Source organism: Methanosarcina sp. UBA289, from assembly GCA_002496565.1.
Classification (GTDB): domain Archaea; phylum Halobacteriota; class Methanosarcinia; order Methanosarcinales; family Methanosarcinaceae; genus Methanosarcina.
Map to the genome: position 1 here is coordinate 44,183 of DAKJ01000019.1, position 23,292 is coordinate 67,474.

General features: G+C 41.6%; 23 protein-coding genes. 15 read left to right on the forward strand and 8 right to left on the reverse strand.

The window, feature by feature from the left end:
* Positions 1-84 precede the first annotated feature (84 nt).
* From tuf to BP549_RS11890, 7 genes are all read left to right on the forward strand, one after another.
* The gene (gene tuf / locus BP549_RS11870; protein ID WP_292380886.1) at positions 85-1,353 is read left to right on the forward strand and encodes a translation elongation factor EF-1 subunit alpha; all 1,269 of its coding nucleotides are present in this window, start codon (positions 85-87) and stop codon (positions 1,351-1,353) included.
* 37 nt (positions 1,354-1,390) lie between these two features.
* Complete coding sequence (rpsJ, locus tag BP549_RS11875) at positions 1,391-1,699, forward strand: 30S ribosomal protein S10 (protein ID WP_011021276.1); 309 nt, start codon at positions 1,391-1,393, stop codon at positions 1,697-1,699.
* Positions 1,700-2,580: 881 nt separating this feature from the next.
* Positions 2,581-3,033, forward strand: a complete 453-nt coding sequence (locus tag BP549_RS15805; RefSeq protein WP_349681012.1) for a hypothetical protein — start codon at positions 2,581-2,583, stop codon at positions 3,031-3,033.
* Positions 3,034-3,062: 29 nt separating this feature from the next.
* Positions 3,063-3,188: a hypothetical protein gene (locus tag BP549_RS15810; RefSeq protein ID WP_349681013.1), complete on the forward strand. Its 126-nt coding sequence runs from the start codon at positions 3,063-3,065 to the stop codon at positions 3,186-3,188.
* Positions 3,189-3,428: 240 nt separating this feature from the next.
* On the forward strand, positions 3,429-3,800 hold the full coding sequence (locus BP549_RS15815) for a C39 family peptidase (protein WP_349681014.1): 372 nt from the start codon (positions 3,429-3,431) through the stop codon (positions 3,798-3,800).
* A 403-nt stretch (positions 3,801-4,203) separates the two neighbouring features.
* The gene (locus BP549_RS11885; RefSeq protein WP_292374932.1) at positions 4,204-5,541 is read left to right on the forward strand and encodes a YncE family protein; all 1,338 of its coding nucleotides are present in this window, start codon (positions 4,204-4,206) and stop codon (positions 5,539-5,541) included.
* 92 nt (positions 5,542-5,633) lie between these two features.
* Complete coding sequence (locus BP549_RS11890; RefSeq protein ID WP_292374935.1) at positions 5,634-6,932, forward strand: YncE family protein; 1,299 nt, start codon at positions 5,634-5,636, stop codon at positions 6,930-6,932.
* A 203-nt stretch (positions 6,933-7,135) separates the two neighbouring features.
* Here BP549_RS11890 and BP549_RS11895 read toward each other — a convergent pair whose 3' ends face one another.
* The 4 genes from BP549_RS11895 to BP549_RS11910 form a co-directional block, all read right to left on the reverse strand.
* Positions 7,136-8,629 (reverse strand): DUF4139 domain-containing protein, encoded by a 1,494-nt coding sequence (locus BP549_RS11895; RefSeq protein ID WP_292380889.1) that lies wholly within the window; start codon positions 8,627-8,629, stop codon positions 7,136-7,138.
* A 143-nt stretch (positions 8,630-8,772) separates the two neighbouring features.
* Complete coding sequence (locus BP549_RS11900; protein ID WP_349682381.1) at positions 8,773-9,987, reverse strand: MFS transporter; 1,215 nt, start codon at positions 9,985-9,987, stop codon at positions 8,773-8,775.
* 72 nt (positions 9,988-10,059) lie between these two features.
* On the reverse strand, positions 10,060-10,182 hold the full coding sequence (locus BP549_RS11905; protein ID WP_292374941.1) for a hypothetical protein: 123 nt from the start codon (positions 10,180-10,182) through the stop codon (positions 10,060-10,062).
* A gap of 129 nt (positions 10,183-10,311) precedes the next feature.
* The gene (locus BP549_RS11910) at positions 10,312-11,049 is read right to left on the reverse strand and encodes a class I SAM-dependent methyltransferase (RefSeq protein WP_292374944.1); all 738 of its coding nucleotides are present in this window, start codon (positions 11,047-11,049) and stop codon (positions 10,312-10,314) included.
* 707 nt (positions 11,050-11,756) lie between these two features.
* Between BP549_RS11910 and BP549_RS11915 the strand changes: the two genes are divergently transcribed.
* The 7 genes from BP549_RS11915 (at position 11,757) to BP549_RS11945 (ending at position 19,682) form a co-directional block, all read left to right on the forward strand.
* Complete coding sequence (locus BP549_RS11915; protein WP_292380890.1) at positions 11,757-13,331, forward strand: ABC transporter substrate-binding protein; 1,575 nt, start codon at positions 11,757-11,759, stop codon at positions 13,329-13,331.
* Between the two features lie 334 nt (positions 13,332-13,665).
* Positions 13,666-15,228, forward strand: a complete 1,563-nt coding sequence (locus tag BP549_RS11920; protein ID WP_292380892.1) for an ABC transporter substrate-binding protein — start codon at positions 13,666-13,668, stop codon at positions 15,226-15,228.
* A gap of 11 nt (positions 15,229-15,239) precedes the next feature.
* On the forward strand, positions 15,240-15,932 hold the full coding sequence (locus BP549_RS11925) for a class I SAM-dependent methyltransferase (protein WP_292380893.1): 693 nt from the start codon (positions 15,240-15,242) through the stop codon (positions 15,930-15,932).
* A gap of 126 nt (positions 15,933-16,058) precedes the next feature.
* On the forward strand, positions 16,059-17,009 hold the full coding sequence (nikB, locus tag BP549_RS11930; RefSeq protein ID WP_292380895.1) for a nickel ABC transporter permease: 951 nt from the start codon (positions 16,059-16,061) through the stop codon (positions 17,007-17,009).
* Positions 16,993-17,832, forward strand: a complete 840-nt coding sequence (nikC, locus tag BP549_RS11935; protein WP_292374951.1) for a nickel transporter permease — start codon at positions 16,993-16,995, stop codon at positions 17,830-17,832. Before nikB ends, nikC begins: the two co-directional genes overlap by 17 nt.
* A 1-nt stretch (position 17,833) precedes the next feature.
* Positions 17,834-18,772 (forward strand): ABC transporter ATP-binding protein, encoded by a 939-nt coding sequence (locus BP549_RS11940; protein WP_292380897.1) that lies wholly within the window; start codon positions 17,834-17,836, stop codon positions 18,770-18,772.
* Positions 18,765-19,682, forward strand: a complete 918-nt coding sequence (locus tag BP549_RS11945) for an ABC transporter ATP-binding protein (RefSeq protein WP_292380899.1) — start codon at positions 18,765-18,767, stop codon at positions 19,680-19,682. Before BP549_RS11940 ends, BP549_RS11945 begins: the two co-directional genes overlap by 8 nt.
* 375 nt (positions 19,683-20,057) lie before the next feature.
* Here the strand turns inward: BP549_RS11945 and BP549_RS11950 are convergent, their stop codons facing one another.
* Both BP549_RS11950 and BP549_RS11955 read right to left on the reverse strand, forming a co-directional pair.
* Positions 20,058-20,453: a carboxymuconolactone decarboxylase family protein gene (locus BP549_RS11950; protein ID WP_292375467.1), complete on the reverse strand. Its 396-nt coding sequence runs from the start codon at positions 20,451-20,453 to the stop codon at positions 20,058-20,060.
* Positions 20,454-20,563: 110 nt separating this feature from the next.
* Entirely contained in the window at positions 20,564-21,385 is an 822-nt protein-coding gene (locus BP549_RS11955) for a TrmB family transcriptional regulator (RefSeq protein WP_292380900.1), read from the reverse strand.
* A gap of 305 nt (positions 21,386-21,690) precedes the next feature.
* Between BP549_RS11955 and BP549_RS11960 the strand changes: the two genes are divergently transcribed.
* Entirely contained in the window at positions 21,691-22,242 is a 552-nt protein-coding gene (locus tag BP549_RS11960) for a hemerythrin domain-containing protein (protein WP_292380902.1), read from the forward strand.
* A gap of 128 nt (positions 22,243-22,370) precedes the next feature.
* On the opposite strand, the gene BP549_RS11965 is transcribed toward BP549_RS11960, so the two are convergent.
* Both BP549_RS11965 and BP549_RS11970 read right to left on the reverse strand, forming a co-directional pair.
* Positions 22,371-22,739, reverse strand: a complete 369-nt coding sequence (locus tag BP549_RS11965) for an ATP-binding protein (protein ID WP_292380904.1) — start codon at positions 22,737-22,739, stop codon at positions 22,371-22,373.
* Between the two features lie 92 nt (positions 22,740-22,831).
* A complete protein-coding gene (locus BP549_RS11970; protein ID WP_292380906.1) occupies positions 22,832-23,260 on the reverse strand; it encodes a hypothetical protein in 429 nt (142 codons plus the stop codon).
* Positions 23,261-23,292 lie beyond the last annotated feature (32 nt).

The window sequence follows — 23,292 nt, forward strand, 5'->3', positions numbered from 1 at the left end:
AATATTGAGATCCGCCCTAATCTTAATATAGTAAATATTTGATATACGAATGAAACTCATCCAGAATTACAGGAGAATTATAATATGGCATCAGATAAACCGCACATGAACTTAGCAGTTATTGGTCACATTGACCACGGAAAATCAACATTCGTAGGACGTTTAATGTACGACGCAGGAGCTGTACCTGCACACATTATCGAGAAGTACAAGGAAGAAGCAAAGCAGAAGGGTAAGGAATCCTTCGCCTTCGCATGGGTTATGGACTCTCTTAAGGAAGAGCGTGAAAGAGGTATTACAATTGACATCGCTCACAAGAGATTCGACACAGACAAGTACTACTTTACAGTTGTAGACTGCCCAGGTCACCGTGACTTCGTAAAGAACATGATCACAGGTGCTTCCCAGGCTGACGCTGCTGTCCTTATTGTCGCAGCTCCTGATGGTGTAATGGCCCAGACCAAAGAACACATTTTCCTTTCCAGAACCCTTGGTATCAACCAGCTGATCGTCGCAGTCAACAAGATGGATGCAGTTGAATATAGCGAGAAGAGGTACAAGGAAGTTGTCGAGCAGGTCTCCGGTATCCTTAAAATGATCGGATTCAAGCCAAGCGAAATCCCCTTCATTCCAACCTCTGCATTCCAAGGCGACAACATTGTTAAGCACAGTGAAAACACTCCATGGTACAAGGGTCCAGCCATGATGGAAGCTCTAAACAACCTCAAAGAGCCAGAAAAGCCATCCACCCTTCCTCTCAGGATCCCTGTGGAAGACGCATACACAATTTCCGGTATTGGAACTGTGCCTGTAGGCAGAGTCGAAACCGGTACCATGAAGAAGGGCGACAAGGTCGTCTTCATGCCAGGCGGAGCAACTGGTGAAGTTAAATCCATTGAGATGCACCACGAAGAAATTCCACAGGCCCTTCCAGGAGACAACATTGGCTGGAACGTCCGTGGTATCGGCAAGGCCGACGTCCGCAGAGGAGACGTTTGTGGCCATGTTGACAACCCACCAAAAGTAGCTGATGAGTTTGTAGGACAGATTGTTGTTCTGCAGCACCCCTCCGCAATCACTGCCGGATACACCCCAGTATTCCACTCCCACACCTCCCAGATTGCATGCCAGCTGATTTCTCTTGACAAGAAGCTGGACCCGAAGTCCGGGCAGGTAAAGGAAGAAAACCCGACCTTCCTTAAGGCCGGAGATGCAGCAATCGTTACCATCAAACCAACAAAGCCGATGGTTATCGAGCCAGTAAAAGAAATTCCACAGCTCGGCAGGTTTGCTATCCGTGATATGGGTATGACCATTGCCGCCGGCATGTGCATGAGTGTTAAACAGAAATAACACTCTCCTTTTTCATTTTTTTAAGGAGAAAAAAGGTATGCAGAAAGCTAGAATAAGATTGTCAGGCATCAGCCCCAAAGATCTGGACGGAGTCTGCAATCAGGTAAAATCCATTGCGGAAAGAACAGGAGTTAATATTTCAGGACCTGTTCCGCTACCCACAAAGAAACTTGTAGTTCCCACAAGAAAAAGCCCAAGTGGAGATGGAACTGCAACCTGGGACCACTGGGAGATGCGTGTACACAAGCGCCTCATCGATATTGCAGCTGATGAAAGGGCACTTCGCCAGCTTATGAGAATCCAGGTTCCTAAAGATATCAACATCGAGATCGTCCTCGAAGGATAAACGAGAAAAAAGACAGGCTACAGAATCACTCTGTACCCGGTCTTGTAAAATTCTTTTTCACTTCTTTACTTCAGAATAGCTTACACCTCAATACAAATTTTTGAGGAATCTGCCGGCGGTCGTCAAATCAGACGTTCTTTCCGCCAGCATTTCTGCAAATTTTGCCTTCTTGTAAAGCTTATCTTGCTTAGGTATGAGCTTGCAGATATTATCCTTAATGGCATCCTTTTTACTCATTTTTGCCTTATTTTACCTCTTTTGCCTTATTTTCTCTTTTTCACTTTTTTACTCTCTTTTTTAGGAAAAAAGAAAGATCAATTCCCGTCATTTTGATGGTGGAATACAGCCCGTCAACTTCAACAAAACAACAAATCCAAATTTTTTGGATTTCAGAGGATAAAACAATTTTACTCAGGTGCATGCACAATAATGGTAAGTTCCCATCCTTCGAACTCTTCAATTGATTACACCATATAGTCAGAATTAGATAATTTGTAACCAAATAAGTCTATATTTATTATTTGTTAACTTAAATAAGACCTTTATACACTAAGATTAAATTATATTTTCTTTTATACTTATTTTTGAATATGAGTTAAGACATATACTCAAATAAATAATTTATGGCCAAATCATTAAACAGTAAAAATATTAAAAAGTAATCCAGACTCAAAATCCGCTTGAAAATTGCATTGTTAGAGAACCTGGACATAAAACGTATAAGGAGTTAATTAAAAGTAGTTTATGGAGTTCAAAAGTAATTTCCGAGATACCCCGAGCTCCATAAAATGTGCCCTAAGAGGCAGTGATTATGTTAGCTTTGACCATATTTAAGCTTGCCTGATTCTGCCTCCTAGAGTAAATACTAGGAGTTGAAGTAAATGAAGCATAATAGAATTGGAATAGGTATACTTGTTTTAGCAGTGCTGGTTAGTATGGTGTTCATACCATCCGTAAGTGCACAGAAAGAGGACAGTTACTCTGTAACTGCCGAAGAAGCCTTTAAGCATGCTAATGCGAATATGATAAGTTTTATAGCAGCTAAAGCACTAAACTTTGAAAACTGGGCAGGAGCATCTATTGATCCAAAACCAATTGAGCTTTATGACATAAATGGTCAGAAATTATTTTATCAATTCTCGGTATATAAAGAAAAAAAATTGATAGGTACAATTGACATTTATGCTAATAAAACACTGGGAAATTCATTCAATGACATTGCATTTGATCCTACACCTTATAAAGCCTCAGAAGCCATGAAAAAGTCAAAAGAAATCGCCAAGAAAAATTATCCAAAAATTATCCAACTGGAGAAATCAAATCAACCAATTTAGTTGTATACAGCTATCCGAGTATAGGAGCAATGACCGTTGTAAAAGACAAGACCACTGGAGTTGAACATCGGATATTTGTAGATGCATATACCCTTGAAGAGGTAGAAGATAAACCTGCAACTGAAACCAAGCCTGGGGTTTGGTCAATGTATTAGATGAAATTGGAGAATGGAGTTGAAGAAAATTTAAAAGAATGACAAAAAAGTGATCAACTTGCTAACTCTATAGAACAAGCAGCAGCTAATAAAGGAGTTAATATTAATGCTGCAGTTACTGAAGAAAATATTAAAAAACTCAGTGGCGATGCAGCGATAACGGCTTCAACAGATGTAAAACTTGGCGTTCCTCGTCGTGGACAAGAAAAAGATATTTACTGCGGTGAAGCATCTATTCAAATGATTTCTTTATACTATGGACAACCAACCCCTACACAAACATCTATCTATAACTATTTCTTCGGCCCTAAAGACAAACCTTCTGGACTCAGCATTAATAACATGAAAGAATGGGCTGAAGTTAAATGGGGAAAAACGGGATCTCTAGATACTACTTTGACTAATGCGGAAATTGTTACAGAGATTGACAAGCGTAGACCTTTTTACAGTATAATTTTAGATCCACAACATTATCGAGTTTGTCAAGGATATTTAATTCAAAATGGGTATTTCTACATGTATATTAATGATCCAATGCCTATTGGTTCGAGTGGTACACCAAAAATTGAAGTATCCACCAGTCAAGAAAAAAAACGTATATACGTACGCTGAGAAATTCTTAGAGATTTCGATAAACTTCTGATTTCAAAGGTTGAATTATATTTTATACACAATTAGCCAAAAAGTGAGTTTATCGAAACATCTACATTTTTTATATATTTGTTTAAAATTACATACAAAAATACCAATTAAACAGTATAAATGTGTTTATTCTGAATTATTTTGTCTTGTAATTAGTGTTGTGATTCCAAAATAGATTCATAATACTCGACATTTGAATAAATCCAAAAATCACGAATTTTGACAGGAAATAAGGAGTTGATTTTGGAATCACACCACTAATCTGTTTATTCAGAAGTTGACTTGAATAAATGAGGATTTTAGAAAAAAATCCAAAGTCCAAATTTTTGATAATGGTAATGGTATGAAAGACAAACACTATTGGAGAAAAAATATGAAAAGTAAAACCATGTCAACAATACTGATCGACAATTTTTCGGTTTCACTATCATCTGCGACAATGTCTAATAAAGTACGCAGGGAAAATACCTTTCTGAGAGCTTTTGGAATAACGGCACTTACGATTTTAATAATGGTGAGCGTAGCACATGCAGCTCCATTTGCATATGTTGCGAGTCTGGGAGTTGATACCGGAACTGTTTTTGTAATTGATACAGCAACCGATAATCTTACAGCAGTAGTGCCTGTCGGAGGGTGGCCCGAAGGTATTGCAGTCAACTCTGCAGGAACAAAGGTATATGTAGCAACCGGATTTGACCCCACTATCTCTGTAATTGACACAGCCACAAATACAGTTAGTGCCACAGTGAATGCAGAAAGAAGTTATCCCTGGGGAGTTGCAGTCAACCCTGCGGGAACAAGGGTTTACGTGACTAATCGCTATAGTGTGGCAGATAATGACAGCAATAATGTCTCAGTAATTGACACAGCAACGAACAGCGTAGTGGCCACGATTAATATCGGGGTAAGTACTGTTAACGCTGCAGTCACCCCAGATGGAAAAAAAATCTATGCTACGAACAGCCGCAACAACACTACTTCTGTAATCGATGCGGCTACAAACAAAATTACAGCCACTGTACCTGTAGGAGACCATCCTACTGATGTTGCAGTCAGCCCTGACGGAAATAAGGTGTATGTGACCAATACAGGCAGCAGCGACGTATCCGTAATTGATACAGAAACAAACACCGTTACAGCCACCGTGCCTGTAGAAAATGGCCCAGGTGATATTGCAGTCACACCGGATGGAACGAAAGTGTATGTGGCAGATTGGCAGAACAACAACGTTTCCGTAATTGATGCAACGACAAACACTGTCACAGCCACTGCGTCTGTAGGAAAACAGCCTATGGGAATTGCAGTCACACCGGATGGAAAAAAGGTATATGTGACAAATGCTGAAAGCGACAATGTCTCCGTAATTGACACAGCTACAAACAAAGTTATAGCGACTGTAAATTCAGGAAAATATACTATAAATTATCCTACTGGAGTTGCCATTGGGCCCTTTATAAATACTAATATGACTGGTCAAAGCACAAGGACAGCTTCCAATGCAACTGAAGACATAGGGATTGAAGAAACTAAATTCTCGTCGTCTGAAGAGAAAAAAGCTGTTGAATTCAATAATTCAAACAATAATTCTGAATTTGATAATGATAGTAGCTCAAGTGGAAATGAATCGAGCAAAAATAACTCTACTCAAGGCTTCGGATTATTGAGTGGTTTGGTCTGCCTTTTTGGAGGATGGAAGTTCAGTAAGAATTAAGTGCTAAAATAGGCCTTGGTGTCGTTACTTATCGGAATGAACTAGCATTAAAGACAAACATCGTCTGGGAATAAAAGAGGAAAGATAAAATCATGTCAAGAATATCAATTGACGCTTTTTCAATTCCATTCTCATCTGTAAGAATGTATAATAAAGCATGCGGAGAAGGTACTCGTATAAGAGCTTTTGGAATAGCTGCACTTGCGATTTTAATACTGGTTGGCGCAGCAAGTGCAGCTCCGTTTGCATATGTGATGAGTCCGGGTAACCACTCAAATGGTGGCATCATCTCTGTAATTGACACAGCAACTAACAAGGTTACAGCTACAATTCCTGTAGGGGGTGATCCTTGTAGGTTTGCAGCCACACCAGATGGAACAAAAATATATGTGGCGAACTCAGCCTTACTCAGCACCACTGTCTTTGTAATTGACACCGCGACAAATTTAGTTACCACAATTCCTGTAGGAGATTTTCCTATTGGAGTTGCGGTAAACCCGGCAGGAACAAAGGTATATGTGACGAACAGTGAGAGTGACGATGTTTCAGTAATTAGCACAGCCACGAACAGCGTAATAGGCACATTAAATGCTGGAATTGATCCTTGGGCAGTAGCAGTCAATCTAGATGGAAAAAAAATCTATGTTACGAACCGTCATAACAACACTACCTCTGTTGTTGACACAGATACAAACAATATTACAGCTACTGTAAATGTGGGAAATCTTCCTGTTGAAATTGCAGCCACGCCAGATGGAACAAAAGTGTATGTGTTGAACGCTCGCAGCAATAATGTCTCTGTAATTGACACAACAACAAACACTGTTAAAACCACAATTCCTGTAGGAAGTTTTCCTCTTGGAATTGCAATCAATCAAGATGGAACAAAGATTTATGTGGCTAACCGGGAAGACAATTCGGTTTCTGTAATTGATACATTCACAAACAATGTTACAACTACAATTCCCGTAGGAATGCATCCTTCAGGAGTTGCATTAACTTCGGATGGAACAAAAGTGTATGTGGCAAATTACGACAGCAATAATGTATCTGTAATTGACACAGTCACAAACAATGTTATAGCTACTGTAAATATAGAAAATCCTCCTATTGAAATTGCTTTAGGGCCTCTTATAGATTCTAATATGACTGATCAAAGCACAAGGGTAGCTTCCAATGCAACTGAAGGTACAGACGTTGACGAAGCTAACTTATCATCATCTGAAGAGAAAAAAGCTGTCGAATTCAATAATTCAAAAAATAATTCTGAATCTGATAATGGGAGTAGCTCAAGTGGAAATGAATCGAGTAAAAATAACTCTACTCCAGGTTTTGGATTATTTGAAAGTTTGATTTGTCTTTATGGAGTGTGGAAGTTCATTAAGAAGTAATACAGGGCTTGGAGTACCAGGCAGCTGAATGGCATAATGTCTTTTTGTTTGTTTTCAGCCTCTTGAGGAAAAAAGAAGGTAATCCCCCGGTCGTTTTAATGCTGCGATCAATATTCTCAGACTGGGATTACATGTAGCGAAAGCTTAGATGCCCGCGATTTCAGTCGTGGGAGTAGTCACTTATGGTCTTTGCAGAAAAGTTATTAAAAACGGCGTTCTACGGTGTAAGAGATAGGCTTCGTGCCTTTTGCAGGCACCATTAGTCTAAATTCGATCGTAAAAGCATCAATTTTTTCATAGCTGTCCGAGCTATCCAGAATATCCCATTGTCCGAAAAGGTGTTCTACGACAGTGACCTCCTGAGCCTCAGACTTACTGTTATTAAGTTCGATCTGATAGGTGACCCTCTCCACATTATCACTTATACGCTGGTAGTTGGTTTCATTTCGCCTGGCAGTAAGATCAAAAGCCGAGCCGACAGCCACTCTTAATTCCCCGGCTTCTGGAGTATGTTTTATCCTGTCTTCCCCGAGGAACTGAAGTCCTCCTGAATAATCAGCACTGTAAACTCTTATGACTCCTGCTGGTAGAGGCATCCCAAGTCCGCTTTCGTTTGAGTTTTTAAGAGTAAGGTAAGCCAGGACTTTATCGTTCAGAGAACTATCATAGATGAGCTTCTTTTCTATGGGAACGGAATTTGCGGACAGCAAAGAAATTTGCTTTGCCTGGTTATTCTTTAGGGTCGCCGGGTTTTTGAGGGTATAAAGATGGTACTCAAAAAGACCTTCTTCGGTAAAAGGCGCCTGCGAGGCCGCTACTTCATTAGCCACGGCTTTTTCTTCAGTACGCGGAGTCGCGGGCTGGGAAAAGCGGTTAATCTGGCCTGAAACAAGTTTTAGGACTGCGTTTTCATAGGTCATCCCTGCTTTATTGTCGATGTTCACCCAGCCTCGAATGTCTGCTTCCGTATTCTCCGCATTGCTTATTAGGACATAGTCTGCTTCCCAGCTCATACCGCCCGTAAGGTAGGAAATTACAAGCTCCCGAGTTCCAGACACAGGAGAATAAATCTGCCAGATGAGAGCAGGCTTTATCGAAAGCTCCGAAGAATCTTCAAGTTCAATTTTTGAGAAATCCTCAAGTACCACGACTTTTCCTGCTTCGATCTTAAGGACAACGCTGTTATCTGCATGGCTCAACAATATACCGGTGTACGTTTCACCATTCCTGTCTGTTACATTGACTTCCCTGCCAAGGTATTTCTCAAGCAAACCAGAACTATTCAGAAGATCGTATTCGTAGTTTTGCTCAAGTAAACTGGTGTCCTTATTTTGAGGGTCCTGGATTATAACCGAAGCCGGATTAATTCCGGAAGCAATATCCGTATACTTTGCCTGATTTACCCCACTCTCGAGGTTAATTTCTCGCTTTTCTTTAACAAGGGCAATTCCCTGCTCATAAATAGTTAGCTCAAGATCCTCTCCGGCTTCAACATTTCCAGAAGCCGGAATCCTCAATGGGCCTGCAGCTGAAGTTTCAACAGAAATTACTGAGTTTGACTCGACTGTATTCTTTTCGCCGCCGGACAGATTTGCTTGAGCAATGCTTTCCGGATTTGGAGATATATAAGCTGAAAAAAGTAATGCAGACCCGATAAGTACTATAATAAGCCATAAAAAATGTTTCTTCACTCCCATGCATAATTAATTAGAGCCTAATTTATATATACATAATTTGCGTGTTCTTTTATTTCAGTCGAATTTGGAGCGGTGGCGTAAACATACCCGTTGTTCGCAGCGGGATGCGTCAGCTCAACTTTGATTATTGTGAGTTGTAATTTTTAATTCCCTGCTGGATACCGGACAAACAATGCAAGAATGGGACATAATATCGTAGGAATAATCAACAGAAACATTGCATCCGAAAGCGACCCCATGATATCAGCAGCCCACCCGATAATTGCAGCTCCTACCCCTCCAATACCCATACAAAGCCCTAGAATAAGTCCCGATGCAAATGCGACATTTCCGGGGAGAAGTTCCTGCGTCATTGTAACCGATGTCACATAGCAGAAACAGGCAAAAAACGAGTACATCATAATCCCAAAGTACATCAGCCAGCCGTCAGCAAGAAAAATAAGGGCAAATAATGGCACTGCGCATAAAAGGCCCAGAACGAGCATCAGTTTACGCCCGTAACGATCCGATAAATACCCGCCTGCAATCTGGCCCGCGACTCCGAAGAACAGCATAATCGTGACAATCAAAGATGTTGTCACCGTATCAAATTCTTTGTGTTCTAGAGTTAAAAGTGTTGGCAGATAAGTAATCAGTCCCACATATGCCCAGGCGCGAAGGGAACAGATTACCACAACCAGCCCTGCAGGAATCCACCAGAATTTTTTCTTTTCCGCAGGCTGATTTTTAACTATCTTGACTGGTTTTTCAAAAACTTCTTCGTTTAGATATCGAAGGTCATTTCGGTAAATCCACGCAGCCCCTATAATACCCGGAATCACCATCCATACAATTGATGGAAGACCGGCAAATTCAATCAAAACTCCTGCAATAAACGGTCCAAGAGAGTAGCTAATGCTGCCGCTGGTTGTGAATATTGAGTTGTACATTCCCCGTTTTGCAGGGGTGCTTAACCGGTAAACAAGATCCATTGCTGATGGGTGGAACAGCGCATGGCCGATTGCAGCTCCCATTACCATCATAAGAAGTACCAGATAATTTTTTGTGAAAACAGTAAGACAGATGCCAAGACTACCAATTAAAACGCACAGAGGAACACTTGCACGCCATCCGGTTTTATCGCTGTAGAGACCGACAAATGGTTGGGTTACTGAGGATACAACATTAAATGCTGTGACAATAAAACCGGCAAGAAAATAGGACAGGTCCATAGTGTCAATCAAGAGAGGGAGGATAATCGGAAGTATCGGAGTATAGAGGTCTATGAGAAAATGTCCGGTGATTGCCCCGGTGAGTTTTTTGTTAATGGTTTCAGTAATTGTAATCCCTTCTTGGAAATATTGTAATTCTTTTGATATATTATCTCAATAACGTAGACAATTGCCTGGGTTAATGGAATGAGCCCGGGCAATTATCCCTTTGAACAACATTCACTTAAGGTCGATTTTTGATGTCAGGACCGTCAGCTCATTTGGGTATATCTCAAATCCGGTTACACTGGAACTGAGAGCAAAAACATCTGTACTATAGAAAACCGGAATCTGCGGTTTCATATGATAGCAATTTCATATGATAGCAATCTTCAGGATAAAACAGGGTGAACGAGAAAGTCCCCTGCAGGTGTTTGAGGCTTTAAATCAACAACTTGATTACACAAAACTAAGAAGTGTCAAAAAGATTAATCAAATCTGACTTCTTTTCTTTGCAAGAATCATATGTGGAGGCTGAATATACCCTGCTGAATGACCAGACGGATCATTTCGTTCCAAAAAAGCATCATAATCTTTCAAGAACCTCCATGAAACGGCTTCAAACCCATGAGATTGTGCAAGGGCGGTTATCCTTTCAGGTGTATTGTTTTTCGCAAGGGGCAGATTTGGTTTAACACCAGAATACAACTCATTAAACCTGTCATTAAGACTGCTTTTCTTCTCTGTCCCATCAGGGTTCTGGAACCACAAACCATCAATTATCATCATAAGGCCACCGTCTTTCAAAAGCCGAGAGCACTCACTTATAAACTTATCCGGTTGAGGTAGGGTCCAGAGAAGATATTTGCTCAAAATGAAATCATACTCTCCATCACTTAGAGGAATTTCTTCTGCATCTCCCTGTACTAACAAAACATCTACTCCCTTTTTTCTGGCATTTTCCGCTGCTTTTTCAAGCATATTTTCTGACAAATCTACACCGGTTACATCATGTCCCATGGCGGCAAGAGAGATTGCAAGAATTCCAGGACCTGTTCCAACTTCTACTGCACGGATTTTTTTATCCGTTAGCAGAGTTTCATAAAAAATATATTTCCAAATTTCCATTTCTTCATCCATACATTTGGCATACTCTGTATGATAATCAGAACTTCTGTAGTCCCAGTATTCTAAAATTTTATTCTTCATTTCTAATATTCCATCTGTCATTTCTATTCCTCAAACAAAGTTGGCACCAAACCATTTCTATCCGGAACAACATTGTTATCCAGAGCGAAAATGTTTGTAATATGATTGGGATTAACGGTATCTCATCCTGAATAACTGCCTTAACCCTTTTATATTTGCATAACGATGAGTGAATTCCGAAAGCCTGTATGATAACCTGTGATTTTGGTATCTTTTTTTCATAAAATTACATTTCATTTGTATGAATAAAACAATATTTAGTATTACTATATATAATAATAATTTACTTAACTCATCATAATTAACAATATATTAATAATTATGCATTTTATTTTCTAATTTAACTGAGATGAATAACAATAAAGTCATACATCTATTCTGCATAATATAATTATAGATGATAAAAATAAATAAAGTGATCTAAATGGAGGATGCCGCGTCTTGAAAAAGCTCTCTTAGATTGAAAGCGCGTTAGCAAACCCAGAGGTATTGGTGTAGTCTGATTAAACCTGCAACACAATACTGCCAAGTCACATATACGGCTTACTGAATAATTTTTTGATTCAAATAAAATTTGTATTTAATCACACTTATCGGACAGATATGGAATAAAATCACATACTTTAAATATACAGATATAAAATAAAATCACACATTTTAAATATACTCCGCATACTTTAGTTAAAAACAATGTTAACAAACTAAATATTTATGTGTTGGTGATAATAATGAAATTTAATGTACAAAAAACAAAAATTTCCATCCCTACTGTTGCTGTAATTCTAATTGTAGCACTGCTCTGTGCAGGATGTGTTGATACTGAGGAGGCGTCTAAAGAAAAAGTCCTCCGCGTAGTTTTTAATGAAGGTCCTGATACTGGGGGCAGTCTTGATCCTGCCAACGGCTGGACAGGGTGGTATGTCCATCAGGCAGGCATCTATGAAACATTGTTCTACTACGATGCACACATGAACCTTATGCCCAAACTCGCATCTGGCTACAAACAGCTAAACGGTACTGAGTGGGAAATCCAGCTCCGTAAGGATGTAACTTTCCACGACGGAACAAAAATGAATGCAGATGCAGTTCTCTTTTCGCTGAACAGAGTGCTTGATCCGTCAAATAGCAGGTCATCAGAGTACTCTTTCATCAAAGATGTACGAAAGACTGGTGAGTACACTATTACCATTGAAACTAATGATGTCTATGCCCCATTAATTTCATCTCTTGTAGATCCTGTCATGTCTGTAGTCAGTCCCAACATTGTTGATGCAGACAAACAGCCTGATGGAACCGGTCCTTTCAAGTTTGTTTCCTTCGAACCAGGTGCAAGCCTTGAAGTCGAAAAGAGCCCTAATTACTGGGATGGCGAGGCCAAAGTTGACCGTATACTCATTCAGTACAACAAAGACAGTACGGCAAGAACAATGCTGATAAAATCAGGAGATGTCGATATTGCCAGAGATCCTCTCCAGAGCGAGTATTCAGCACTTAAAAGTAACCCTGATATAAACGTCACTTCCAAAGAAACGCTGCGTACATATTTCCTGTATATAAATGGCGGCAAAGCCCCATTCAATGACACCAGAGTTCGCCAGGCTCTCTTTTATGTGATCAACCGCCAGGAAATCGTTGATACAGCACTCGAAGGAGTTTCCGGTATCCCGGCAAAGGGAGTATTCACAAATACCATGCCATGGAACGCAAACGATCAGATCGAATCCTACGGTTATAACCCTGAAAAGGCTCTGAAACTCTTTGAAGAAGCAGGAATAAAAAAAGGCGCGGATGGTAAGCTGTACTACAACGGAAAACCATTCACGATTGACATCCAGACCTATACAAAACGTGCAGCTCTTCAGCCGAGTGCAGAAATCATCGCCTCACAGCTAGAAAAAATTGGCATTACCTCAACTGTGACAATTCTGGACAGTGCTGCACTTACGGAAAATGCTGTTGCAGGAACTTATGATCTCTCACTTGCCGCGTGGAGCACTGCACCTACAGGGGACCCGGACTACTTCCTCTCAAGCCATTACCTTTCAACAGGCAACTACGCGTCCAAATGGCTCCGCTATTCCAATCCTCAGGTAGATGAGTGGACTCTTGAAGCAAGAACCGAAACTGACGGAGAGAAACGTGCTGAGCTGTATGATAAAATCCAGATACAGATTCAGAAAGATGCAGTAGTACTGCCCGTTTTCTATGCCAACGAAATTTATGCACTGTCATCAAATGTGAAAGGCTTTGAGATGTATCCAAACGAGTATACAATTATCACCAAGGACATCGGATTTGCATAAACTTGCAGGAGGAAATGAGGAAAACTGCCGTTTGCAGACAGCAATTTTGATCTTATTTGTGGAAAGGTGTGCTTCCGAGAGGGAGATCAGTAAAGGATAAAGCTTACGTGGCGAAGTCCTAAACCATCTCCCCTTTTTACGACAACATGCCGTGAACAATATCTGAAATCAGATGGTGTCTGAAAACGGATATTTTCAAGGGTTTTTCATCCCGGAAAAGATCAGTGAAGTGAACAATGAATGTTGATGTTGTTTTATCCGGGCTGGACAGTTACGATATGCTTGTATTACCCAGCCGGATAATTACAATTTTTCGACCGGAAGAGGTATTGACATGGCGTTAAGGACGAAGTTATCATTTGCCTGTACTGCAGTTTTTTTTATTGCAGTCGTCATCTGTTCGGGTTGTGTTCAGACAGAGGATTCTGAAGAAAAAGTTCTTCGTGTAGCTCTCACAACTGGCCCTGATACAGGAGGAAGCCTTGATCCTTCCATTTCATGGGAAGGCTGGCCTATGCGAAGGACCGGAATATATGAGACTCTCTTCTCTTATGACGAAAACATGAATCTCCAGCCTGAACTTGCAACAGGTTATAAACAGTTAAACGATACCGAATGGGAAATTCAGCTCCGCAGGGATGTAACATTCCATGACGGAACTATAATGGACGCAGATGCCGTGATTTATTCCATCAACCGAGTTCTTGACCCCTCAAACAGCAGATCATCAGAATACTCTTTTATCAAAAACGTCTACAAAACCGATGACTACACAATCGTCGTGGAAACAAATGAATCATATGCACCAACTATTCTCATGTTCACAGACACCATCATGTCAATTGTAAGTCCTGACACAGAAAACCTCGACACCGAACCGGTTGGAACGGGAGCATACAAGTTTGTCTCATTTGAACCGGGTGCCAGTATAGAACTGGTAAAGAATCCTGATTACTGGGGTGAAGCGCCAAAAATTGACAGAATAATTATCCAGTACAGCAAAGATGCCGCTGCAAGAACTCTTCTGCTCAAATCAGGCGACGTTGACATTACAAGAGATGTCCTGCAAAGCGAGTACGCAACCTTTGAAGCTGACCCTGGCACTAATATCGTATCCAAAGAAACGCTTAGAACCTACTTCATGTACATTAACGAAGGAAAAGCACCGTTCGACGATGTAAGGGTTCGCCAGGCACTTAATTATGCAATTGATCGCCAGGAAATCGTTGACACAGCCCTTGAAGGTGTTGCCGGCTCTCCAGCAGTTGGAATATTCCCAGACATCATGCCCTGGAGTGCGAACGACAAAATTGAAGCTTATGAATATAACTCTGAAAAAGCTCTTGAACTCTTTGCTGAAGCGGGAATCAAGCAAGGAAGTGATAGTAGACTCTATTACAACGGTGAGCCATTCACAATTGAAATCCAGACTTATACAAAACAAGCAGCACACCAGCCAATGGCAGAAGTAATTGCCGCCCAGTTTGAAAAAATTGGCATCACTACTACAATAAAAATTGCCGAAGCAAACTCAATTAGTGCCGATGCGGTAGCAGGAAATTATGGCCTTGCACTCTATTCATGGGGTGTTGCACCTGTAGGAGACCCTGACTATTTCGTATCAAGCCACTTCCTTTCAACCGGAACCTATGCATCCACATGGCTTCGCTATTCTAATCCTCAGGTTGATGAGTGGATTCTTGAAGCAAGGGCTGAAACAGACAAAGAAAAACGTACAAAACTCTACGACATGATTCAGGAACAGGTCCAGAATGATGCGGTACTGGTCTGTATCGCATACAAGAAAGAAATTGACGGACTTTCCCCCAACCTCAAAGGTTTTGAAATTTATCCAAACGAATACACATTCATTACAAAGGAAATGGAACTTGCCTGAGGGATTAAAAAATGAAAGACAAAATTACAGAACACTGGAACAAGATTAGTCCTAATTATCGGAAAATGTATCGCGACCACCTTGATGAAGAGATTCTCCTGATGCAAAACCTCTTTTCAGAGAAGCTGCCAGCCGGTAAGAAACTCAATGTCCTCGATATTGGAACAGGGCCTGGCATCCAGGCATTTGTTTTTGCCGAAATGGGACACAATGTCACTGCTCTTGACATCTCGGAAGAGATGCTTGCACGTGCAAAAGAAGGAGCAAAGGACCGCAATTTGTCAATCAGGTTTGTTGAAGGTGACGGAGAAAACCTGCCTTCTGAAGATAGTATGTTTGATATTATCGTAAACATGCACCTTCTCTGGACCCTAACGGACCATGACAAGTTCTTCAGTGAATGCCTGAGAGTCCTGGTACCAGGGGGCAGAATTCTTGCAATCGATGGTCAATGGTTCCAGCCAGGCTACGTCCCAAACAGAAATTACAACCCTGAAGAAAGAAATCATGATGAGTTAATTGAATATCTTCCGCTTTATGACAGTAACTCACCTGAAATGGTTACAGCCATCATGGAAAATAACGGGTTTTCCGAAGTCTCCTGTAAATCTCTTCCCGAGTATGCAGAGTATATGAAGAGATGCGATCCGGAAGGTTATGACTATTTATCTGTCCCGTATCTTGCCACCGGAATAAAACATTGAGGAATAAAAAATGGAAGACAAAATTGCAGATGACAGATATAACGCATTTTTGCTGGAACATGGTCGGATATGTAGCTCCATACCTCGTTTCTACAAGGAAGCGTTGAGCTTGTCGAGGGTACTGCAATGCTAAATGAGTATTTCATCCGTCGGGTTCTGTATCTCATCCCGGTCCTCATATTTATCTCATTTATGAGTTTTTCACTCATCTATATCGCACCGGGCGATCCGGCAGAGATTATGATGACGAGTCCCTCGGGTGGATATGATGAAGCAGCTGTTGAAGCTTTCCGCATAGCCCACGGTCTTGACCAGCCGTTTTACATCCAGTATTTTAACTGGCTCAAAAACGCGGCTGTCGGAGACTTTGGCTACTCGTACATGAGCGAACAGTCGGTATTTGAAACTGTTCTGAATGCATTCAAGAATACGCTGAAACTTTCCGTTCTCGCCCTTGCAATTGCTCTTGTTATTGCTATCCCTTTCGGCGTAGTTTCAGCTCTGAAACATAACACCATTGTTGACGACGCCTGTCGCTTTGGCGCTCTTCTCGGGGTATCCATGCCGAACTTCTGGCAGGCCTATCTGATGATAATTTTCTTCTCGGTAATCGTTCACTGGCTCCCAGCATCCGGATTCGGCCACGGGACAGACATCAGATACATGATTCTGCCTGCGGCTGTTCTCGGGACAGGGGCAGCAGCTGTAATGATGCGGATGATCCGTTCAAGCATGCTGGACGTCATGGGAAAGGAGTACATCCAGACCGCCCGTGGAAAAGGACTTTCTGAAAAAATCGTCATTATCAGGCACGCATTGAAAAACGCACTTGTTCCGGTTATCACGGTGATCGGTCTGTCAATTGGTTTTCTCTTAAACGGCTCGGTTGTTGTTGAGACAATTTTCGGATGGTCGGGTATTGGAAATCTTGTGGTGGACTCAATTCTTTCCCACGATTATATGATGGTACAGGGCTCGGTACTCTTTGTTGCCGTCATTTTCCTTCTGATCAACTTCTTTGTAGACCTGGTCTACGTTTGGGCTAATCCGGAGATACGCTATGATAAAACTTCTTAAAAACCGACAGATTGCTCTTTCCCTGATAATTCTTGGCGGGCTTATCTTCATGGCCATATTTGCCGGTTTTCTAGCCCCCTATGACTACACGGAAAAAAACCTGCAGAACCGTCTGCAGCCTCCGTCTTCCCACCACCTATTCGGGACTGATAACCTTGGCCGTGATATCCTGACAATGGTGATGTACGGTTCAAGGGCATCACTTTTAGTCGGGTTTGTAGTTGTCAGCATTTCGCTTGCAATAGGAGTGACACTTGGCGTTCTGGCGGGGTATTACGGAGGGTGGCTGGATGAGATTATCATGCGGCTAACGGACAGTTTCCTTGCTTTTCCGTCGATGTTTCTGGCACTTGCAATTACCGCGTTTCTTGGACAGGGGATGGAAAACATGATGCTTGCTTTAGTTGCTGTCGAGTGGACGGTATTTGCAAGAGTTGCACGAGGTTCAACACTTGACGTCAAGACAAAAGGCTATGTTCGGGCATCCAGGTGGATTGGTGCTTCAAACGCTTACGTAATGGTAAAGCATGTTCTTCCTAACATTATCTCTCCTGTTTTGATCATGGCATCGCTTGGAATAGGGAATGTGATTCTGGCAGCAGCTGGTTTAAGTTTCCTTGGACTTGGAGTGCAGCCGTCAACACCGGAATGGGGTGCAATGCTGAATGCAGGCCGTACATATTTCACAACTGCTCCCTGGCTGATGCTTTTCCCGGGTCTTTTTATAATGATAACTGTTCTTGCATTCAACTACTTCGGCGACGGGTTGCGAGATGCACTTGACCAGAAGATGAAAAATATTGAGCTTGAAGGGAGGTTCTGACATGTCTGATGTATTGCTGAAAGTATCCGACGTTTCTGTAACAATCCCGACTGAGCAGGGAACTGTTCACGCGGTTGATGATGCGACGTTTTCGATTAACAAACGCGAGGTTTTTTCATTGATTGGGGAGTCAGGTAGCGGTAAGTCAATTCTTGGCCAGGCAATAATGCGGCTTCTTCCCCCGAATGCGATGTTTTCCGGAAAAGTGGAACTTGAAGGTATGGAAATTTCAGCTCTTTCCGAGAAGGAAATGCAGAAAGTCCGCGGTAAAACGGTTGCATCAATTGCTCAGAACCCATATCTTGCAATGAACCCCGGAATAAGGGTTGGCACTCAAGTTGCAGAGCCAATGCAGGCACATCTTGGAATAAGTAAAGAAGATGCAAAGTCCAGGACATGCCGGGCTCTGAAGTATTTTGATATCATACCTCCTGAAGTGCGGGAAAGGGAATACCCGTTTCAGTACAGTGGCGGAATGTTACAAAGGGCAATGGTTGCAATGGGAACGGCTGCAGATCCTGAACTGATTATCGCTGATGAACCGACAAAAGGCGTTGATGTGCTTAAGAAGCGCAATATTGCAGCAATTTTTCAGAAAGTTGCCTCGGACGGCTGCGCTTTCCTTTTAATTACTCATGATGTAGGTTTTGCCCGAGCGATGTCAGACAGAATCGCAGTGAACTATTGCGGGCAGATTATAGAGATTGCAGAGAAGGAGCCATTTTTCAAAGAACCTTTGCATCCGTATTCACAGGCACTTTTAGGTGCGGTGCCGGAGCGCGGCATGCACCCGATTCCAGGCCCGTCACCTTCGATGATTGAAGTGCCGGAAGGTTGCAGGTTTCATCCTCGATGTCCGCATAAAACGGACAGGTGCCTGACGAATCCGCCGGTCGTGGAGATAAATGGAAGATTTGTGAGGTGCTGGATGTATGCTTAAGGCAGATAATCTGCATTATGTTTACACCTCAGGATTGATTAAAATAGTCAAAAAGACAGCTGTCTGCGGCGTTGATATCGAGTTTTGTCCGGGCGAGACGGTGGCTATTGTCGGGGAGTCGGGGTGTGGTAAGTCAACGCTTGCAAAGATGCTTGTCCAGCAACTTGTGCCGGTTTCTGGGGAAGTGTTTTTCAACGGGATGAAACTGACTGGGATGAGCTGGAAGAATCGTCGGAAGTTTATGGGAAAAATCCAGCTGATTCCCCAGAATCCAGCTGATGTAGTTGATCCTAGATGGACGGTTGAACGATCGGTTGCCGAGCCATTTGTGATTTGTGGAGTTTTTTCCAAAGAGGAAATTTCGGCAAATGTAGATGCCCTGTTTGCAGAGGTAGGGCTTTCTGTGGAGCACAAGACCCGATATCCGCATGAGCTGTCAGGAGGGGAACTGCAGCGGGTTGTAATTGCCAGGGCGCTTGCTCTGAAGCCTGAGTTGCTGGTCTGTGATGAAGCGACCTCGATGCTTGATGTGTCGGTGCAGGCATTTATTGTGATGATGCTCAAAGAGATTCAGATAAAACGCGATCTCAGCCTGGTGTTTATTACACACGATCTGGAGGCAGCGAAGGCTGTTTCTGATCGGGTACTGGTGATGTATGCAGGTGAGATCGTTGAGGAAGGGACGGATGTATTTGACCGGCCACTGCATCCTTATACGCGTGCTCTTCTGGATGCAGCACGGTATATGTCGCTTGAGGTTGTGGTGCCGGAGGAGATTGGAGAGCTGCCTGATGGTTTTTCGGGCTGTCCCTACTACAGATTGTGCCGGGAGAGAACGGACGCGTGTAAAAAGCCGCAGAAATTACGGGATGTTTCGGGGAGATTGGTGAGGTGCTGGAAATCAAAATGAAGCAGTCCAAACAACTGATCTGATAAACACTACGGAACTCTGCGCAACCGTAATAGCTGGAGATACCTGACAATCCTGCATGAAGGGCGCAAAAGTTCGCATTCGACTGCTTATTGCCCGGACAACTCTGTAATAATCAGGAGGGAAAATTCTTGAATACCGGACTGAAAACCAGGAATTAAGAATAGACTCTTCAAGAAGTGTCTTAAACTAGCCTACTTTAAAAAAGTTTAATATAAGGAATTTAAAGGTATTGTTAGAGAATTCTACAGCTTTTCTGTATCATTAACACTTAACTGTTAGACTCAGGTTTATCGGCACTTAAAAATGTATTTACAAGAGTGAGAGTATAACTCTTTGTAAAATTAAAGGATTTTACTTTAGCAGTTTTAACGCATCCCTACAAGCTGCTACAGCAGGTGCCCCTGAAGTTATGAATATAACATCCATAAGTTCCATAATTTCTTCTTTGGTAGCCCCATTCTTAAGTGCACTTTGCATCTGCACAACCGTACATCTTTCGCACTGCTTGGATGCAACGACTGCAAGTGCTACCAGGATTTTTGTCTTTGCAGGCAAGGCCCCATCAGACAATAACCTTTTATTGCACCTGTTATACTTTTTAAGTGACTCACTGTCAAGTTCCCCAAGAATTTCAAGAATATGTGGGGTAAACCCCAGTTTATCACTCATACTTTCCAGTAACTCTTCGTGTTCAAGATCTCCATGTTCTTCTTGATGCCCTTCACATCCTTCCCGACGTTCTTCCATGTTTGTTAACCCCATGCAATTCAACTGGTTATAATTCAACTGGTTTAGTTATTAATATTAATATTGTATTGTATATATGTTATTTATCTATTCCTAAGAAGCCGGAAACATTACCTTTCAGTAACTTTTTCAAGATCAAGCTTTTCTCCTCCATTCCAGAGAAGCTCGAATTCCTTACCCAAATTTATTGCAAGCCCCGCATCCCAGATTTTCACAACCGAAAGGATGCGGTCACTGTCCTGGGGATGGAGCTGAAACAACATCACAATACTGTCGTCAACGATACCAAAACAGGAATTAAAGTTCTGGACAAGCCTTATTTCTATACCTCTTTTGAATTTGTTGAGATTCTCCTCTCCCTGCATTGAAAGCATAGAAGCAAGAGATATAAAGCGAGGGGATATTAGCAGCCGGATTTTAACCCCCCGGTCAATAGCTTTTAAGATTTCAGGCAGCAGGCTAGAAACGATGGGCATTCCAAAGGCAGGAGGAATTATGTATATTGACTTTTTTATCTCTCCATAGGTAGAGATGGCAAACTTTCTGATTTCAGACTCGGGTACGGCAGTTGTCCAGAAGACCTCGTCTTTTCGTTTCTGAGTCGGTAAGGTTTTTAAAACCTGCTTTGCCTCTTCAACAAAACCCTTTAAGACCGTTATTTCTTTTTCAAATTCGGATTTTCGCGTTTCAAAAAAGGAATCTAAGGCCATTTCAGGATCAACCGCCCTGAACTTTTTAGGCCTTGAAACCTGGACTTCTACAAAACCTTTTCCTGCCAGCGATTCAAGAACGGTATATATCCTCCCATAGGGCACGTCAGCGTCTCTGCCGATGTGATTTGCCTCGGAGACCCCTAATTTTAAGAGAGAAATATATGCAGCTGCTTCATAAGCAGTCAGCCCTATATCCTGAAGAAGCCTTTTCTTTTGCATATGGAATTCAATTCCCTGTATCTTAAAAACATTATCTAAAAAATTTCCTATATTTTAAAAACATTATCTAAAAATTTCCCTATATTTTAAAAGCGTTATCTAGAAAAATAAGTTATAAATCTGGAGAACTGATCATGGATGTGAACTATTTACCCACTTTTATATCTTAGAGAACCTATTGTTACATGGTGGAATTTAAATCACTTTCAAAGTAAATTGCTAACATTTTATTACTGGAGTAGGGCTTCCCCTGCTTGTGGGATAAAATAATAGTGACGTCATTTTCAAAAGGTAATGGGGGACGAATGAAACCGACAGATGACTTAAGAGAGGAGCACAGAGTAATTAAATCGGTGTTGCCAATCCTCGACAGAGTATGCGTGGATATAGAATCTGGGAGAAGTGTTAAACAGGATAATCTTGAAGGACTCATAGAATTCATAAAAGAATTTATTGAAGAACATCACTATACAAAAGAAGAGGCTTACCTTTTCCCGGAAATGGAAAAAGCAGGAGTTTCAGGGGCAGAAGAGCTGATAACTTCCCTTAGAAATGAACATGAAGAGGAAAGACAATCTGTCAGTAAAATTGGAAAAATAGTTTTTGAGAAAGAAGAAAATATGGAACTCTCTAGTATGGTTGAATACTTAAGAGCGTATATTCGGCTTCTAAATCTGCATATTGACAAAGAGGAGAATAGGCTTTTCCCGATGGTTGACACCTATCTCTCGCAGGCTGTCCAGAAAGATTTGCTTAAATCTTTTGAAGATATGGAAACTCAAATAGATTCTGAAAGGTATGCAGAACTCAAGATTTGGCTGAACACCATGGGAGAGACTTATACAAAACCAGCATAAGTGCCCGAGTCGGCAGATTTGTTGCTCTGCAACTTAAGTTCCATCTAGGAGGATGGAGCCCACTTCTCTCCGCTTTGCTAACGCTCAAGAGGGCTAATTTAGGGGCACAAGACCTATATTTAACTCGTTTAACCATGAATCAGTTTAGGAAGGCAGCGTGTACAAACCCAAAGGCTTTGCATGTTATGCCTGAGAGGAATGAGATAGCTGGTGGCTTCGTTGGCCCCACAGGAGAAGCACTTAATAGAAATATCTTTTTGCTTGGGCTGGGCTTCTGCTTTTTCACGGTTAAATTCGACAGTGTATCTTTCTTCGACTGAAAGTGCACCTTCAGGACAGATGCCAACACAAAAACCCATGCCGTCGCAGAGTTCTTCAGATACTACTTTTGCCTTTCCGTTAATGATTTTTATAGCACCTTCGGCACAGGGTGCGACACACTTTCCACAGCCTGTACATTTCTTTTCGTCAATTTTTACAATCATTCGTTTTACCATAAAACCAACCCCCGTCAAATGTTCTCAGTTAAAAGTAGTTTATGTCTTACGGTGAAATCTTGGAATCAAGTATCGCTCAGCAATAGTTTAATTCAAATATCCTGCAAATATCCTTCCATGTACAGCATTTTCTTATAGTCGTTTATTAATTTGCACATTTTGCGTGTATAAATTATAAAATCTGTACCTGTTTCTCCTTTAAATAGCAGCTTTTCAGCTTTTTCCAGAAGATCGGGATAAATGAATACCAGTTCTTCTTTGGTGTGCAGGAACAGGGCTGAAAAATCCCTGTGGATGCTCATGCTTCTCTGGAGCAGTTCCATGTCTAAGGTCTTTTCAGAGATATAATCTTTGAACTTCGTATAAGCATAAAAGCTTGCAATATTGTAGTTCAAAGAATTTAAAATCGAGTAAAGGATATTGTCTGTGTTTGGAAGGGAAATATCCCGAAGTTCAAGGTCTACACCTTTGTAATATTCATCCTCTTCGAAATTCCGATCCCAATTTGTATCATGGCTCATTTTATTACCCTGTTTTTTAAAGCTTAAATTGT